Source organism: Klebsiella sp. OBRC7, assembly GCF_000293135.1.
Lineage (GTDB): Bacteria > Pseudomonadota > Gammaproteobacteria > Enterobacterales > Enterobacteriaceae > Klebsiella > Klebsiella michiganensis.
Window position 1 is genome coordinate 94,259 of the sequence record NZ_ALNJ01000028.1, and the last position, 16,363, is coordinate 110,621.

Annotated in this window: 12 protein-coding genes; 3 read left to right on the forward strand and 9 right to left on the reverse strand. The window is 57.0% G+C overall.

Annotation, left to right across the window (positions count from 1 at the left end):
• The first annotated feature begins 137 nt into the window (after window positions 1-137).
• Window positions 138-1,346, forward strand: a complete 1,209-nt coding sequence (locus HMPREF1144_RS07660; RefSeq protein WP_004098059.1) for an aldose 1-epimerase family protein — start codon at window positions 138-140, stop codon at window positions 1,344-1,346.
• 170 nt (window positions 1,347-1,516) lie between these two features.
• Here the strand turns inward: HMPREF1144_RS07660 and HMPREF1144_RS07665 are convergent, their stop codons facing one another.
• A complete protein-coding gene (locus tag HMPREF1144_RS07665; RefSeq protein WP_009652356.1) occupies window positions 1,517-2,062 on the reverse strand; it encodes a GNAT family N-acetyltransferase in 546 nt (181 codons plus the stop codon).
• Between the two features lie 64 nt (window positions 2,063-2,126).
• Window positions 2,127-3,500: a UDP-N-acetylmuramate:L-alanyl-gamma-D-glutamyl-meso-diaminopimelate ligase gene (gene mpl, locus HMPREF1144_RS07670; protein ID WP_004098056.1), complete on the reverse strand. Its 1,374-nt coding sequence runs from the start codon at window positions 3,498-3,500 to the stop codon at window positions 2,127-2,129.
• Between the two features lie 175 nt (window positions 3,501-3,675).
• Between mpl and fbp the strand changes: the two genes are divergently transcribed.
• Entirely contained in the window at window positions 3,676-4,674 is a 999-nt protein-coding gene (fbp, locus tag HMPREF1144_RS07675) for a class 1 fructose-bisphosphatase (protein WP_004098053.1), read from the forward strand.
• 44 nt (window positions 4,675-4,718) lie between these two features.
• Here fbp and yjfF read toward each other — a convergent pair whose 3' ends face one another.
• The 4 genes from yjfF to ytfQ all read right to left on the reverse strand — a co-directional run bounded on the left by yjfF (window position 4,719) and on the right by ytfQ (window position 9,296).
• Window positions 4,719-5,705: a galactofuranose ABC transporter, permease protein YjfF gene (gene yjfF / locus HMPREF1144_RS07680; protein ID WP_004098052.1), complete on the reverse strand. Its 987-nt coding sequence runs from the start codon at window positions 5,703-5,705 to the stop codon at window positions 4,719-4,721.
• Window positions 5,692-6,717, reverse strand: coding sequence for a galactofuranose ABC transporter, ATP-binding protein YtfT (gene ytfT / locus HMPREF1144_RS07685; protein ID WP_009652307.1), 1,026 nt, complete (start codon window positions 6,715-6,717; stop codon window positions 5,692-5,694). The genes yjfF and ytfT overlap by 14 nt, the downstream gene beginning before the upstream one ends.
• 10 nt (window positions 6,718-6,727) lie before the next feature.
• A complete protein-coding gene (ytfR, locus tag HMPREF1144_RS07690) occupies window positions 6,728-8,230 on the reverse strand; it encodes a galactofuranose ABC transporter, ATP-binding protein YtfR (protein ID WP_009652299.1) in 1,503 nt (500 codons plus the stop codon).
• Between the two features lie 109 nt (window positions 8,231-8,339).
• A complete protein-coding gene (gene ytfQ, locus HMPREF1144_RS07695; protein WP_004098043.1) occupies window positions 8,340-9,296 on the reverse strand; it encodes a galactofuranose ABC transporter, galactofuranose-binding protein YtfQ in 957 nt (318 codons plus the stop codon).
• Between the two features lie 403 nt (window positions 9,297-9,699).
• On the opposite strand from ytfQ, the gene ppa reads away from it, so the two are divergent.
• Window positions 9,700-10,227 carry an inorganic diphosphatase gene (gene ppa / locus HMPREF1144_RS07700; protein ID WP_004098041.1) on the forward strand — a complete coding sequence of 176 codons (528 nt, stop codon included), beginning with the start codon at window positions 9,700-9,702 and terminating at the stop codon, window positions 10,225-10,227.
• Between the two features lie 150 nt (window positions 10,228-10,377).
• Here the strand turns inward: ppa and HMPREF1144_RS07705 are convergent, their stop codons facing one another.
• Genes HMPREF1144_RS07705 through tamA form a run of 3 tightly spaced genes read right to left on the reverse strand, consistent with a single transcriptional unit; the run spans window position 10,378 to window position 16,231 of the window.
• Window positions 10,378-10,722, reverse strand: a complete 345-nt coding sequence (locus HMPREF1144_RS07705; protein ID WP_004098039.1) for a gamma-glutamylcyclotransferase — start codon at window positions 10,720-10,722, stop codon at window positions 10,378-10,380.
• Window positions 10,723-10,724: 2 nt separating this feature from the next.
• A complete protein-coding gene (tamB, locus tag HMPREF1144_RS07710) occupies window positions 10,725-14,501 on the reverse strand; it encodes an autotransporter assembly complex protein TamB (RefSeq protein WP_009652323.1) in 3,777 nt (1,258 codons plus the stop codon).
• Entirely contained in the window at window positions 14,498-16,231 is a 1,734-nt protein-coding gene (tamA, locus tag HMPREF1144_RS07715) for an autotransporter assembly complex protein TamA (RefSeq protein WP_009652357.1), read from the reverse strand. The genes tamB and tamA overlap by 4 nt, the downstream gene beginning before the upstream one ends.
• Window positions 16,232-16,363 lie beyond the last annotated feature (132 nt).

The window sequence follows — 16,363 nt, forward strand, 5'->3', positions numbered from 1 at the left end:
AAAGCGATTTATATCTCATTTAAAAATATAAAAACGGCCATTTTCTCACCAGGTGAGACACTTCACATTTTCATAATCCACTTACAACTAAATTCCCTGCATCAGCAACACAATCGATTCAGCAAAAGGATTAAAAAATGAAAAAAACATTAGCTTTAACAGCAGTCGCGATGCTTGTTTCTGGGCCAGTAGTAGCGAAAACATGGGTGCTGACAAGCGCTGAAAGCGGCATGGATAAAGGAAACTGGCAGATAACCAGCGACCAGCTGAAGATAAAAGATCATAATTTCAGCATTGAGCAAAAAGTCCTTCACGGCGGGAAACAGGAAGGCAGCAAAATCCTCGTAATCCACAGCAAAGACGGCCTGACGATTACCCTGAGCCCGACTCGCGGCATGAATCTGCTGAAAATCGAAGGTTTTGGTTCACGGATGGGCTGGGACTCACCGGTAAAAGAGGTGGTCAACCCGGCCTTTATTAACCTCGAAAGCCGCAACGGGCTGGGCTGGCTGGAAGGCTTCAATGAAATGATGGTGCGCTGCGGCTATGAATGGACCGGCCACCCGGTAACCGCAGACGGGCAGATTTATACCCTGCACGGCAAGGCCGGCAACACGCCGGCTTCACAGGTGGAAGTGGAAGTCGCGGACACCGCGCCGTATGAAATTCGCGTTCGCGGGCTGGTGAAGGAGAGCACGTTTAAGAAAGCGGATCTGCAGACCATGACCGAGCTGCGCTATGTACCCGGCAGCAACAGCTTCAGCCTGCACGATGTCTTAACCAACCATGCTGACTATCCGCATGACTATCAGATTATCTATCACAGCAACTTTGGCAAGCCGATCCTCGAAGAGGGGGCCCGCTTTATGGCGCCGATCGCCAGCATCAGCCCGTTCAATGACTACGCCAAAGCCGGCTTAAAAACCTGGCAAACCTACGCCGGTCCAACAAAAGGTTTCGATGAAATGGTGTTTAACATGCAGCCGCTGGCGGATGAAAATCATCAAACGCTGGCCGCCGTGGTCAACAAAGCCGGCGACAAAGGGGCATCGATTCAGTTTGATACCCGCCAACTGCCGGTGCTGACGCTGTGGAAAAACACCGATACCGAGAAACAGGGTTACGTGACCGGTATTGAGCCGGGCACCAGCTACGCCTATCCGGTAACCATCGAGCGCGAGCAAAAACGCGTTAAGCAGCTTCAGCCAGGGGCAAGCACCCAGTTTGATCTGACCTATACGCTGCTGCACAGCAGCGAGCAGGTTGCCGACGTAGAGAAGAAAATCGCGACCATTCAGGGCGATACCAAAGTGGCGGAAAACGAAACGCCTATCGCGAAGGAGTAGCGTAAGCTTTGAGCCCGTCCCGGGTTGCGGCGTAACGCCTGACCCGGGCTACCGGCCCGCAGACGACGGTAAACCCGTAGCCCGGCTAAGCGCAGCGCGAGCCGGGAGAAAAGCGGAGGTGGCATTGCGCGCAGTTTCCCGGAGGCGGCGCTTGACGCGCCTTGTCCGGGCTACAAAACCTTGACCGCGCCAGCCTGATCCATGACCACCAAACGCAAATCCTGCACAAAGCGCTGGTACTGCGCCTCATTAATCGGCTGCGGATAGCTCAACACGATCAGTTCATGATCGGCGATGCCCTGATGATAGGTCGGATGGCGATGCGCCCAGGGATTCGCGCAAAAGCCCATGGTTTCATAAAAGCGCAGGCGCTTATGGGCAACTTCGCTGGTCAGCGGATCGATTTCCAGAACGGTCAGCGGCGCCCGATGAAGTATTTCAGCTAACAGCCGCTTGCCGTAGCCGCGCGATCGCAAGGTATCGTCGATGGCCAGATGTTCAACGTAGCGATAGTCAGCAAACCGCCAGCAGCCGCTCAGGCCAATAAACTGGCCATCATCGAACCAGGCTTCCAGTTCATAATGCGGATTATCAAGCGCCTGCTGCTTAGCCTTGGCTTCACGCTGCTCGTGCCACGGGAAGGCCCTGCCGTACAGCGCGTCAATCGCGGGAAAATGCGCGGAATCGGTAGAGGTCACTCTTTCTGAATTCAACATCAACCATCCTGGTCACAGCAAACATCCGCCCTCGCGCGGAGGGCGGATAAACGAGGAGAATAGCCTACTCGGCCGCCTCGGCTTTTTTCGCCAGCTTATCGAGCAGCTTCTGATGAATGCCGCCAAATCCACCGTTGCTCATCACCAGAATGTGGTCGCCCGGATGCGCGGTTTTAACAATCATATCCACCAGCGCATCGACATCGGCGCTCCAGTGCGCGGGCTGTACGCAAGCGTCAGCCACTTCAGCAACCTGCCACGGAATATGCTGCGGCTGCAGCAGGAAGACCTCGTCTGCGCGACCGAGAGACGGCGCCAGGTCGTCTTTGCAAATGCCCATTTTCATGGTGTTAGAACGGGGTTCAAGCACGGCAAGAATACGCGCGGTACCGCCAACTTTGCCGCGTAGCGCCTGCAGGGTCGCCAGAATCGCCGTCGGGTGGTGGGCGAAATCATCGTATACGGTCACGCCGTTGGCTTCGCCGCGCAGCTCCAGACGGCGGCGGGCGTTGATAAAGCTGCCCAGCGCGTTGGCCGCATCGGCAGGCAGCACGCCGACATGCCGGGCGGCGGCGATGGCCATCAGGCCGTTATGCATATTATGCTCGCCGACCAGCGCCCACTTCACTTCGCCGACTTTCTCGCCGTCCAGCCACACTTCCCAGGAGGAAGCATCGGTGGTGAGCTTTTTCGCCTGCCAGTGCCCCTGTTCGCCAACCAGCTCCTGCTCGCTCCAGCAGCCCATCGCCATCGTCTGCTTCAGATTGATGTCGTTCTCCGGCAGGATAATCTTGCCTTTGCCCGGCACAATACGCACCAGATGATGGAACTGTTTCTGGATGGCCTTCAGGTCATCAAAAATATCCGCATGGTCGAATTCAAGGTTATTGAGAATCAACGTGCGCGGGCAGTAATGAACAAATTTGGAACGTTTATCGAAGAAAGCGCAGTCGTATTCATCGGCTTCAATCACGAAGAACGGGCTGTCGCCGAGGCGCGCGGAAACATCGAAGTTGCCCGGAACGCCGCCGATAACAAAGCCCGGCTTGTAGCCGCAGGCTTCGAGGATCCAGGTCGCCATACCGGCAGTGGTGGTTTTTCCGTGCGTTCCGGCAACCGCCAGCACCCAGCGATCGCGCAGCACGAAATCGTGCAGCCACTGGGGACCGGACATGTAAGGGATATTATTTTCCAGCACCGCTTCCACGCACGGGTTTCCGCGCGTCATTGCGTTACCGATGATCACCAGGTCCGGCTGCGGATCCAGCTGGCTGGCATCATATCCTTGAATTAACTCAATTCCCTGGTTTTCCAGCAGGGTACTCATTGGCGGATAGACGTTCGCATCCGACCCCGTTACCTCATGACCGAGGGAACGCGCCAGCATCGCCAGCCCCCCCATAAACGTGCCACAGATTCCTAAAATATGAATGCGCATTCGTCACTTCCTTCTCTTATCTGAAGCACAGTTTACCGGGATGTTGGGGGTGAAAGAAATGCATTTAAGGCGAATCCGTATTTTGCTGGCGCGATTCACCTGTGCGAACTTTTTTTATTCTTTGTTAAGATTGTTATGTTCGTTTTACTTCACATAAACATGCAGGGAACGGGTTATGAAAACGTTAGGTGAATTTATTGTCGAAAAGCAGCACGAGTTCTCTCACGCAACCGGCGAGCTTACTGCTTTGTTGTCGGCGATAAAGTTAGGCGCCAAGATCATCCACCGCGATATCAACAAGGCCGGTCTGGTCGATATCCTGGGTGCCAGCGGTGCTGAAAACGTTCAGGGCGAGGTGCAGCAAAAACTCGACCTGTTTGCCAATGAAAAGTTGAAAGCCGCACTGCGAGCACGCGATATTGTTGCCGGGATCGCCTCTGAAGAAGAAGATGAAATCGTCGTCTTTGAAGGATGCGAACACGCCAAATACGTGGTGCTGATGGACCCGCTGGATGGATCTTCTAACATCGACGTTAACGTCTCCGTTGGAACGATTTTCTCTATCTATCGCCGCGTCACGCCGGTGGGAACCCCCGTTACTGAAGAAGATTTCCTGCAACCGGGCAACCGACAGGTCGCCGCGGGCTATGTGGTTTACGGCTCCTCGACGATGCTGGTTTATACCACCGGCTGCGGCGTCCACGCCTTTACCTACGACCCGTCCCTTGGCGTCTTCTGCCTGTGCCAGGAGCGCATGCGCTTCCCGGAAAAGGGCAACACCTACTCGATTAACGAAGGTAACTACATCAAGTTCCCGATGGGTGTGAAGAAGTACATCAAGCATTGCCAGGAAGAAGATAAAGAGACCCAGCGCCCGTATACCTCACGCTACATCGGCTCTCTGGTGGCGGATTTCCACCGCAACCTGCTTAAAGGCGGCATCTATCTCTACCCGAGCACCGCCAGCCACCCGGACGGTAAACTGCGCCTGCTGTACGAATGCAACCCGATGGCGTTCCTCGCGGAACAGGCGGGCGGTAAGGCCAGCGATGGTAAAGAGCGTATTCTGGATATCATTCCGGAAAGCCTGCACCAGCGCCGTTCTTTCTTCGTCGGCAATAACCATATGGTTGAAGACGTCGAGAACTTTATTAAAGAGTTCCCGGACGCATAAAGCGCCTCTTCCCCTCCCGCCGTACGGGAGGGGAAATTCTCCAATCAATGTCCCACCCTTGTGACCGGCGAGCTCTGCCGATTCTCCCACAGCACCGTCAGGCCGCGCTGCAGCGCAATAAAGATAAACAGCAGGATACCGATAGCGATCTTGGTCCACCATGAACTCAGCGTACCGTCGAAGTTGATGTAGGTTTGAATCAGCCCCTGAATGGCGACGCCAAACAGCGTGCCGAGAACCGTCCCCACCCCACCGCTTAACAGCGTACCGCCGATAACCACCGATGCAATCGCGTCCAGTTCAACGCCAACGCCCGCCAGCGCATAGCCCGCCTGGGTATAGATGGAGAAAACGATCCCCGCCAGCGTCGCCAGCCCGGTAGAGAGCATATAAATGCGGATCGTTGTGCTCCGCGTGGAAATCCCCATCAGGTTCGCCGAAGTCGCATTACCGCCGATGGCATAAACCTGATTGCCAAAGCGGGTGCGGTGAGCCATAAAAATTCCGCCGATCACCACCAGCAGCATCAACAGCCCCATCGCGCTCAGACGTCCGCCGCCGGGGATGGTCCATGCCAGTCCTGACAGCGCGTCATATACCGGATGATTAATGGGTATCGACTCTTCCGAGACCAGGTAGCTGACGCCGCGCAGGAAAAACATCCCGGCGAGGGTGATGATAAACGCCGGGATTTTCAGCGCATCAATAAGCAGGCCCATAAACGCGCCAAAGGCGCAGCCCATCACCAGCACCAGCGGAAACGCCACCAGCGGCGAAATCCCCCAGAAACCGATCGCTTTAGCGAGAAATACGCCGGTAAAGGCGATCACCGACCCGACCGACAGATCGATCCCGCCGGAGAGGATCACGAAGGTCATGCCGACGGCGATGATCCCAAGAAAGGCATTGTCGGTCAGGATATTGCAGATCACCCGCGTCGAGGCAAAGCCGGGAAACTGGGTCAGGCAGTAAAGGTATCCCAGTACGAAGACCGCGAGGGTAATCATTAACGGTAAATTACGTTTTATCATGGCCGCGCATCCCCTTCAGTATGCTGATAAAGCGCGGCGACTGGACGATCAGTACGCACAGCACCACCACCGCTTTGACTACCTGATTAAGCTCCGGCGGGAATCCTGACAGCAGGATCCCGGTATTCATCCCCTGGATAATCAGCGCCCCGACGACCGAGAGCAGCAGGTTAAAGCGCCCGCCCATCAGCGAGCCGCCGCCGATAACCACCGCCAGGATAGCGTCCAGCTCCAGCCATAGCCCGGCATTATTGGCATCCGCGCCGCGAATATCCGCCGCAACGATAATGCCGGCAATCGCCGCGCAAACGCCGCTCAGCACGTAGGCCAACATCACGACGATGCGGGTATTTACCCCGGCGTTTTTTGCCGCGCGAATGTTAATCCCCACCGCTTCGATAAACATCCCCAGCGCGGTTTTGCGGGTAAACAGCCAGAACAGCACCAGCGTCACGATGGCGATAACCACCGGCGTCGGGAACAGCAGTAGCGATCCGCTGCCGAGCCACGCCAGATGCGGAGAGTCAAAGGTCACGATCTGCCCGGAGGTGATCAGCTGCGCCACGCCGCGTCCGGCGACCATCAGGATCAGCGTGGCGACGAACGGCTGGATCTTCAGCACCGCCACCAGAATGCCGTTCCACAGCCCGGCCAGCGCGCCGGCCCCCAGCGATGCGAGCAGCACAACCGTCAGGCTGTGCCCCGCCACGGTCATTGACGCCGCCGTTGCGCCGGCAATCGCCATCACCGCCCCAACGGAGAGGTCAATCCCGCCGGTGGCGATAACCAGCGTCATGCCAATCGCCAGCAGCGCCACCGGTGCGGCGCGGTTCAAAATATCTATCGGACTGCCGAACAGTCGCCCGTCCTGTAGCACGATCTGGTAGAAATGCGGGGCGACCAGGCTGTCAACGACCAGCACCAGCAGCAGCGCAATAATTTGCGGCATCCCTTTTGGCCAGTTAAAGCGCCGTTTCGGCTGGCCGGTTTTCGGAACAGATTGAGGCATCATCGGTTACTCCTTATGCCGCAATAGCGTTCATGATCGCCGGCACGGAGAGCTCGCTCAGAGCCAGCTCCGCCACCTGCTGGCGATCGCGCATGATAATCACCCGATCGGCGTAACCCACCAGCTCTTCCAGCTCTGAAGAAATAACCAGCAGCGCCAGACCATCGGCGCACAGGGTTTCAATCAGGCGGATGATTTCGGCGTGGGCGCCAACGTCAATACCGCGAGTCGGTTCATCAAGGATCAAGAACTGCGGCTTCGTCAGCAGCCACCGGGAGAGCAGCACCTTCTGCTGATTACCGCCGGAGAGAAATTCGATCGGCTGTTCAGCGCTGGGGGTACGAATACCCAGTTGACGAATGAAACGTTCAGCAATCTCATTTTGTTCGCGCCGGCCAATCGGCCGCAGCCAGCCGCGCTGCGCCTGTAGCGCGAGAACGATATTTTCCCGCACCGAGGCGGCGGCGATAATGCCGTCGGTTTTACGGTCTTCCGGACAGAAGCCGATCCCGAGGCAGGATGCCTGATGCGGCGAGCGCAGGGTTTGCGGCTTGCCTTTGATCCACGCTTTGCCGCTGTCGGCGGGTTTAATGCCGAAAATGACTTCCGCGGTTTCCGTGCGTCCGGAGCCTAGCAGACCCGCCAGGCCGACGATTTCACCGGGACGGACCTGCAGACTAAACGGTGCGATGGTGCCTTTTTTGCCAAAATCTTCGAAGGCGGCCACCGGCTTATCGCTCAGCAGGGTGCGGCCCGCGCGCTGCAGGGCGTTATGCTCCAGCTCACGGCCCAGCATCATCTTCACCAGTTCAATTTGCGGCAGCTCGCGGGTTTCCCGACAGCCAACAAAACCGCCGTTACGCAGCACGGTGATGCGATCGCTGACGGCATACACCTGGTCGAGGAAGTGGGTGACGAAAATCAGGCTGACCGCGCTATCGCGCAGCTGGCGCATCAGGGTAAAGAGCATCTCCACCTCCTGGGTATCCAGGCTGGCGGTCGGTTCATCAAGAATTAACACTTTTGCTGACAGGTCGATCGCCCGGCAGATCGCGACAATCTGCTGCATCGCCACCGAAAAGCGGTTCAGCGGTTCACGGACATCAAGAGAAAAACCGTAGGACGCCATCAGCGCGGTGGCGCGCTTTTCCATCTCTTTACGCCGCAGCAGGCCAAAGCGTCTGGGCTCGCGGCCGATAAACAGATTATCCGCCACCGACATATTAGGCAGCAGGTTCACTTCCTGATAGACGGTGCCGATCCCCAACTGCTGAGCGTGAGCGGTATTTTTCGGCGCGATCTCCCGCCCTTCCAGCCAGATGGCCCCGCGATCGGCATGATAGACGCCGGTCAGCGCTTTGATCAGGGTGGATTTACCTGCGCCGTTTTCGCCTAACAGAGCCATGATTTCGCCCCGGCGCAGGCTAAAATTAACGTTATCCAGCGCCTTCACGCCGGGGAAAAATTTGCTAAGCCCTTCAGTACGAAGGATTTCCTGATGTAATTCGCCGTTCATGCTCTCCCCCTCACCTTTGCCCTCTCCCCGATGGGAGGAGAGGGAAATCAGCCGCGCTTTAGCGACCGGGGACATCCCGGAGGCGGCGGTGAACCTGTCATTCGGCTACTCAGTAGCCCATATTTTTCTTCTTCTCTAACTCTTCTTTCGCCGTATCCGGCAGGTAGAGGGTCGATTTGGTGATGGTGACTTTTTCAGGCAGGGTGCCGTCTTTTTTGTATTTCTCCAGCGCATCGAACGCCGGACCGGCCATATTCGGCGTCAGCTCGACGCTGGCATTGGCCTCGCCGGCCATCATCGCTTTATAGATATCCGGCACGCCGTCGATAGAGCCGGTGAGGATATCTTTGCCCGGCTTCAGCCCGGCCTCTTTAATCGCCTGAATGGCGCCAATCACCATGTCGTCGTTATGGGCGTAAACCATGCAGATGTTCTTGCCGTTGTTTTCCGCTTTAATAAAGCTCTCCATAACTTCTTTGCCCTTGCTGCGGGTAAAATCGCCGGACTGGGAGCGGATAATTTTGATATTAGAGGCTTTAGAAATGGCCTCAGCGAAGCCTTTCTTGCGGTCAATCGCCACGCTGGCCCCCACGGTGCCCTGCAGTTCTACAACGTTACACGGCTTACCGTCGACGGTTTTGACCAGCCACTCACCGATCAGTTGGCCTTCCAGCACGTTGTTCGCGGTAACGGTGGTCATGTAGAGATCTTTGTCTTTAACATCAATTGAGCGGTCGAGCAGGAATACCGGGATTTTGGCCTCTTTCGCTTCTTTCAGTACCGGCTCCCAGCCGGTCGCCACGACCGGCGCGATGAAGATGGCATCGACGCCCTGAGCAATAAAGGAGCGTACGGCTTTAATCTGGTTTTCCTGTTTTTGTTGCGCGTCGGCAATCTTCAGAGTGATGCCGCGCTTCGCGGCCTCCTCTTTCGCGACGTTAGTTTCGGCCGCACGCCAGCCGGATTCAGAACCGACCTGCGAAAAACCTACGGTAAGAGGGGCAGCCATGACCATAGACGACATAGCTGCGGAAACTGCTGTGACAAGAAGTAAGCGCTTCCACATAAGAGGATCCTCGTAGGGTTATTGTTGGTTAAAGCCTCACCTGCGGACAAACTATAGACAATCGGAGATGTAACTGAATGCGTTACATCACACTTCAAAAAAGTTAATTAGATGTTAATCAGCGGCCATCTCACCAGCGGAGAGCCGGTGAGGCTTCGCGAGCCGCGCGAGCTTCGCCGTTTATGACGAAATTTTGCACACTTTGAGATATCAAGCATATGCAATGAAAACGGTTACATAATTTTATTCAGTATGCGGCTATGTTTATGGATTTTCAGGCTGTCTTACGCTGAAAAATTCAGACGCCACCCACCCGTTCAGGGGAAAAAGAAGCGAAGACATTCGATGTGAGTTGGCTATAATACCGGGCACTTGTTTGCCATACATTTTAAAGGAAACAGACATGAGCTTACTCAACGTACCTGCGGGCAAAGATCTGCCGGAAGACATCTACGTCGTGATCGAGATCCCGGCGAACGCAGATCCTATCAAATACGAAGTCGACAAAGAGAGCGGTGCACTGTTCGTTGACCGTTTCATGTCCACGGCGATGTTCTATCCGTGCAACTACGGCTACATCAACCACACCCTGTCCCTGGACGGCGACCCGGTTGACGTTCTGGTCCCGACGCCCTACCCGCTGGAGCCAGGTTCAGTCATCCGCTGCCGTCCGGTTGGCGTGCTGAAAATGACCGACGAATCCGGTGAAGATGCGAAACTGGTTGCGGTACCGCACACCAAGCTGAGCAAAGAGTACGATCACATTAAAGATGTGAACGACCTGCCGGAACTGCTGAAAGCGCAGATCACCCACTTCTTCGAGCACTATAAAGACCTCGAAGCGGGCAAATGGGTTAAGGTTGACGGCTGGGACAACGCTGAAGCGGCGAAAGCTGAAATCGTGGCTTCCTTCGAGCGCGCTAAGAAGTAATTCTGCCGCACTCAGGTTCGTAAAAACACCGCCTCCGGGCGGTGTTTTTTTTGGCCGTTGATCCATGCCCGAGCGGCGGCTGACGCCTTAGCCGGCGACAGCACCTGGCGCCACAAAAAACAACGCCACCCGAAGGTGGCGTTATCGTTATTAATACTGGTCTTTATCCAACCAGTTGCCGCTTTCTATCAGCGTGAAGCCCTCAACGGGGCGCTGATAGACATACATCCAGGCGCTACCGTAGGGCGTCTGGATCAGGTGACGAGCATACTCGCCGCCTTTGGTACGCAGCGCATCCAATTCAGCCAGCGTCGATGCGTCAATACGATAGACCTCACCATGTACCGTGCCATCGCCGGGCACCGCGCCTGGATAGTGGCCCAGGCTGTACAGTTGATAATCATTGACACTATGATCGCCCAGCCACTGAGCGTTGGTCATCCAGTGGCTGTTGCCTTGTTTGCGTCGTAAACTGCCGTAAACAAATATTCGCATTGCTAAAACTCAAACTGATAGAGCAAATCGAGAGCCTGGTCTACGCCAGACACAGCTTCCATATATAGCTTAGGCATCAGGCGATAGCGTAACGTCAACGTCGCCAGGGAGTCAAAGATCCCTACCCCATATTTTACCTGCAGACCCGGCAGTACATAGCCGCTGACCACCACCTGGGAGGAGTCGCCCACTCCCTCGGTATCCAGCGCCAGATTGCTTACGCCAAACGTCTCGCCGATTTTACCCACAACCTGACCACTTTGTGCAACCCCCATACCAATAAGCATTGAAGTCATGGCTGCGCTATCGCTCTGTCCGCTGCCTAAACCCTGCCCGCGTAGCAGGTAAGAGAGCGCTTCCTGCTGCGACATCGCCGGATCGGAGAAAATCTCCGCTTTCGGCTGATCGGCCGAGCCGGTCACGCGAACGCCGGCGATAACGTCGTCCTCGGTGGCGTCCGGATTACGAATGGCCTCGATATTCAGCAGCGGCTGATCCGGCGGACCGGAGAACAGCAGCTCGCCTTTACGCACGATCAGATCCTGGCCGTAGGCATGGAAGCGCCCTTCCGGGATGTTGATCTGCCCGTTGAGCCCCAGCCCCTGTTTGTCCTGCGCCACTTTCAAATCGCCGGTCAGACGCGCTTTCAGACCAAAGGCGTCGAGACGAACGTTGTTGCCCACGTGAATCGTCAGATTGCTGTTGATAGGGATACCGGCGCTCTGCTGCTTAATCGGCTGCAGATTTTTATCCAGCATCACTTCGTCAGATGAGACCCCAACGGCGCTTTCCGGCACTTCGTTGACGACGATTCGCGCCCAGGGCACATCAACGCTGCCATCCAGGTTAAACAGGCTTGGCGTGGCGGTAAAGACCACGTCCGGCGACACATCGAGGCGCACCATCGGCGGCACGGTTATCCGCACCCGGCTGCCCTTCGCCGCAATCTGCGCGCGCCAGTTGTCAATCTGCGTCCAGTCGGCGTTACCGCTGAGCGCAATCTGTCCCTGGCGAGTGTTCACCGTCCCCTGCAGGGTCGAACGGGTACCGGTAAAATTCATCGCCAGCTGGCTCGGCTGCATATCAAACGGCATAAAGTTACCGTCAATATCCACGCCGTTCAGCTGCATCTGACCGAAAAGCTGCGGGCTCTGGACGTTACCGCCCAGCGTCAGACGCGCGTTCAGTCTCCCTTCCGCCTTTTCACCGCGCGAGAAGATAGGGTTGATCATCGCCAGCGAGAAGTTGCTGATATTGACGTTACCGCCCAGATTGCGTCGGCCCTGGGGATCGGTGACCTGCACCTGTCCGTCCAGCTGGCCATTGTTGGTCAGGCGAATCAGCCAGCCCAGCTGGGCGCGGTTATTGTGCAGATCGGCCGTGAGGTTCAGGGTATCGAAAGCCACCGGCAGCGGCGCGTCGTTGACCGTCTGCGTCACCTTCACGTTACGCCCGCTCAGGGTGACCTTACCCTGCGGCAGCCCCTCTTTGGTGGTGTCCCAGCTCACGTCGGCATTACCGCTAAACACGCCGCTGGCCTGGGTCGCTTCCGGCATAAACGGCTTGAGCATCGCCAGGTCGAAACGGTTGAGGTTCACCACCGCGCGCCCGCTCGCGCCGGCGTCGATGGTCTGAGGTACGCACAGCTCGGCGTTCGGGTTAGTCCAGCAGTGCGGCCCGATGCTGATTTTCTGCTCGAGGTTGCGGTAATCCAGCGCGATATCCCGCGTCAGCGCCACCGGCCCCACCGGGGTCTGGAAACGGGTATTGCTCAGCGTACCTTTCCAGCGCTCCGCTTTGCGGTCAAAGCTCCCCGCCAGCGAGAGCTGCCCGGAGACCGGGTCGCCCTGCACCCGCAGCTGCAGGTTGTGCTGTTTCTCATTGCCCTTCGCATTGAGCTGCACCAGACTGATATTCACGCCCGGCTGGCTAATACGGTCTACGCGTACGTCAAGGTTACCGCCAATCTGGTCGGTGGATTTCACATCGCCCTTCACGTTCACCTGAGCCACCGACAGCTCCTGCCAGCGCAGCGCCCGGGCGGTGATATCCGCCAGCAGCTGCGGCGCGTCGACGGTGCCGCGAACCTTCACCAGCCCTTTCGCCGTGCCGCCCAGGCCCGGCAGGGCGTTATCGAGATGCGGTGCGTCAATGGTGGCGTCGAGGTTAAGGTCTTTGACCCCCAGCTCGCCTTTCACGTCGGCGCTGTTAGGGCCTAAAGCCAGATGCAGGCCGGGGATTTTCCACTGCATATAGCTGTTTCCCTGCAGCGATCCGCTCACATCGACTTTGTTTTGCTTCACGTTACCGGTGATTTTCAGCTCCGGCACCGACATCTGCCAGCTGCCGCCGTACAGGCTGCCCTGGGTCTTAATCAGACCGTTGAGCTTCGACGGCCAGTCCGGGACCTCTTTAGCGGTGTTGATGCCGTCAAGCGTCAGTTCGCCGCGCCAGCTGATCGCCTGCTGCCAGTCGAGCAGCGCCTTCAGTTCGGTTTTCCCTTCGAGGGCGGCGACGGTGAGCTTATCGAGATTCACCTGCTGCTCGTTGCCCTTCGCGTTCAGGTTAATCTTCGCTGGCGGCAGCGACTGCCCTTTCACCGCGGTGCTAAAGGTCAGGGTGTAGTCGGTCATCTTGCCGTTAAATTTCAGCAGAAGATCGTCAGCCTGATACGCTTTCTCGCCGGTAAACGGCCAGTAGAGCTGCTTGCTTTTCACCTCCATATCCAGCGGCAGGCCGGCCTCCGCCAGCTGCGTTTCGGCGCGCAGCATCATCGCGACTGGACCATTCAGATCCACGCCGACCGTGAGCTTTTTACGCACTTCGCCGCCCACTTTTAGCTGCACTTTCTCGCCCTTCAGGGGGTCAATATTCAGCGTACCGTTGAGGGTGATATCGACCGGCCAGTTATCCTGCAGCTGCGCGTTACCGGAAGCCGTGACTTTCCCCTGGTCGGAGTCCACGTCCAGCGCGTCCAGCTTCATCTGACCATCAATACTGCTGACTTGAAGCAGCAGATTATAGATAGTGATATCGGTATCGCCGGTGAGACGCAGCTGCTCGCCGCGGAACGCCTGAATATTGAGATTCAACGGCAGATGGACGTCGGTCATTTCCGGCAGTACCGGCTTCGAGAACAGATCTTTCATCGTCTCGCCGAGCGGCTTTTCTTCCGGCCGCGGATTGTCAATTTTCGGCTCGACCACCTGCTCCTGGGCCACCTTCGCCACCTTCGGCAGCGCGATGAGCAACCCCTGCAGGGAGGTCGGCGTCAGGGTCAGGTTTTTCTCCTGCCAGTTCAGACCGCTGGTAAAGTCGCGCAGCGAGATGGCGGTATCGTCAATTTTTACGTTGACGTTATGCAGCGCCACCCGGCTCAGGGTGATGGGATAAGGCGTGGAGAGATTCAGCGGGCCGCTATCTTCTTCTTCAACCGGCGCTGCCGGCGGCATCTTGCTGGTATCGATCGCCACATAGATATCGCGCAGAGAAAGATCGTTGACGCACAGGCTGCTGTCCCACAGGCAGCGCAGTTTGACGCCGAGGTGGAACTGACCAGCGGTGACCGCCACGCCCGGCTGCTCAAAGCGCACGTTCTCCAGCGTCAAATCGCGCCAGCCGCCGGTCGCTTTGCCGATCTCCAGCCCCGGAACCCAGCGGTCGGCGGCTTTGATCACCAGATGCAGGCCGGTGGTGGTCCCCACCAGGAATCCTACCGTCCCCAGCAGCAGCACAAGAAAAATCAGTACGCCGAGGCTTATCTTCTTCCATAAACTCATAATTCAGGCCCCAGACCGATATAAAACTGTAAACCGTGCTCTTCTTTGTCGCCGATCGGTCTGGCGATATCCAGCTTGATTGGTCCGACCGGAGACTGCCAGCGCACGCCGAGGCCGGCGCCGGTTTTAAAATCGCTCTCGCGGATATCGCTTACCGCTTCGCCGCTATCGACGAACACCGCGCCCCACCACTTGCCGCTCACGTTGTACTGATACTCCAGCGAACCGGTAGCCAGCTTCGAGGCCCCCATCAGTTTGCCGTCGTCATCTTTTGGCGAGATAGATTTGTATTTATAACCGCGAATGCTGCGGTCGCCACCGGCGAAGAAACGCAGATCCGGCGGGACCTTGCTGAAGTTATCGGCCTCAATCCAGCCGAGATTGCCGCGCACCACGAAGCGGTGGCGGTCATACAGGGTGCGGATCCAGACATCCTGCGCCTGCATCACGATAAAGTTGATGTCCGAACCCCACATGGTGTTGGAGTAGTCCACCGAATAGCGCTGCGAATCACCCCAGGTCGGCATCAGGCCGCCGCGCGAACGTGTGCGGTTCACCGACACGCCGGGGTAGATCAGCATGGTGGTGTTAGTGACGTTGGCCTGGGTAAAGTGGTCGAGGCTCCAGCGCAGGTTCAGCGCACGCTGCCAGCCGCTCGACATCTCCCAAAAACGTGATACCCCGAGGGTCGTAGAGTCGGCTTTGGTATCGTTAAGATCGGTACGCTTAAAGCCGCCCTGCATCAGGTAGTACTGCTCCAGAGGGCTTTTTAACAGCGGTACCTTGTAGCTGAAATCAAGCTGCTGTTCAGGGGCGGAAAGGCTGAGGCTGGAAGTGAGGCTGTGGCCGTATGAGTTCATCCACGGCTTTCTCCAGGTACCTTTGACGCGCGGCCCGACGTCGGTTGAGTAGCCGACCCCGGTTTCCACGGTGTTCTCTTTACGCGGAGAGACCACGCCCTGCAAAGGCAGCACTTTCGTCTGGCGGGACTTGTCAAACTGCGGCGCCACCACGACGGAGCTAAACCAGCCGGTTGCCGCCAGGCGGCGGTTAAGTTCGGCTAAATCCTGCGAGGTGTAGTAGTCGCCCTGCTTAAACGGCACCAGGTTTTGCAGATATTCGTCACGAATTTGCGAGCCTTCAAAAGTGACCGGGCCAAAGCGGTAGCGCTCGCCGCTGTTGTAGTCGATATCCCAGAAGGCCTGATGCCGGTCGAGAGAGACGCCGAGCTGGCTTTTATTAAACTCGCTATCAAAATAGCCTTTACGTAGCGCAACGCGGGTCAGGGAGCTTTTGAAGCCATCATAGTCGCCGTGGTTTAGCACGGTGCCGATCGCCGGGCGCGTTTTCAACAAATCCAGATAGTCGCGATCGGTTCGGGCGCCGCCGCGTAAAATCACGTCAGTGCCGCCAATGCGCACCGGTTCGCCGGGCGTCACTTTGGCGATCAGGACCTGGCGGCCCCTCGCCGGCGGCGGACGTAAATCAAAATCGATCGTCGGTTCGTAGTAGCCGAGCGCTTTCAGGCCTTCGCGGATAGCATCATCAACGCGCGCGCGAAAGCGCCGGTCCGGCGTGACTTCATCGCTCTGGATCGTAGAGAGTTGGGCGCGGACGTTTTTTTCCAGTTCCCCGGATAGCCCCTCAACCTGCAAACGCACGCTCGCTGCGCTGGCGACCCCGCTGACCAGCAAAAGGCTGGTGAAACATAACTGGCGGATTTGTAGCACGTTTTCTCCTGAATATCCTTGTTTCCCCCCGAAGGAAACGAAAGTGCCGTTCCACGGCTTAACAAAACCCTAACAACTAAGGGTTGAAAAATAGACGTTCACCCAAATAATTCTTATGTTTAAATCTAGACG

Bases quoted from the DNA above. Each gene is read 5' to 3' on its own strand.
- HMPREF1144_RS07660 (WP_004098059.1), top strand. From the start codon at position 138: ATGAAAAAAACATTAGCTTTAACAGCAGTCGCGATGCTTGTTTCTGGG.
- HMPREF1144_RS07665 (WP_009652356.1), bottom strand. From the start codon at position 2,062: ATGTTGAATTCAGAAAGAGTGACCTCTACCGATTCCGCGCATTTTCCC.
- mpl (WP_004098056.1), bottom strand. From the start codon at position 3,500: ATGCGCATTCATATTTTAGGAATCTGTGGCACGTTTATGGGGGGGCTG.
- fbp (WP_004098053.1), top strand. From the start codon at position 3,676: ATGAAAACGTTAGGTGAATTTATTGTCGAAAAGCAGCACGAGTTCTCT.
- yjfF (WP_004098052.1), bottom strand. From the start codon at position 5,705: ATGATAAAACGTAATTTACCGTTAATGATTACCCTCGCGGTCTTCGTA.
- ytfT (WP_009652307.1), bottom strand. From the start codon at position 6,717: ATGATGCCTCAATCTGTTCCGAAAACCGGCCAGCCGAAACGGCGCTTT.
- ytfR (WP_009652299.1), bottom strand. From the start codon at position 8,230: ATGAACGGCGAATTACATCAGGAAATCCTTCGTACTGAAGGGCTTAGC.
- ytfQ (WP_004098043.1), bottom strand. From the start codon at position 9,296: ATGTGGAAGCGCTTACTTCTTGTCACAGCAGTTTCCGCAGCTATGTCG.
- ppa (WP_004098041.1), top strand. From the start codon at position 9,700: ATGAGCTTACTCAACGTACCTGCGGGCAAAGATCTGCCGGAAGACATC.
- HMPREF1144_RS07705 (WP_004098039.1), bottom strand. From the start codon at position 10,722: ATGCGAATATTTGTTTACGGCAGTTTACGACGCAAACAAGGCAACAGC.
- tamB (WP_009652323.1), bottom strand. From the start codon at position 14,501: ATGAGTTTATGGAAGAAGATAAGCCTCGGCGTACTGATTTTTCTTGTG.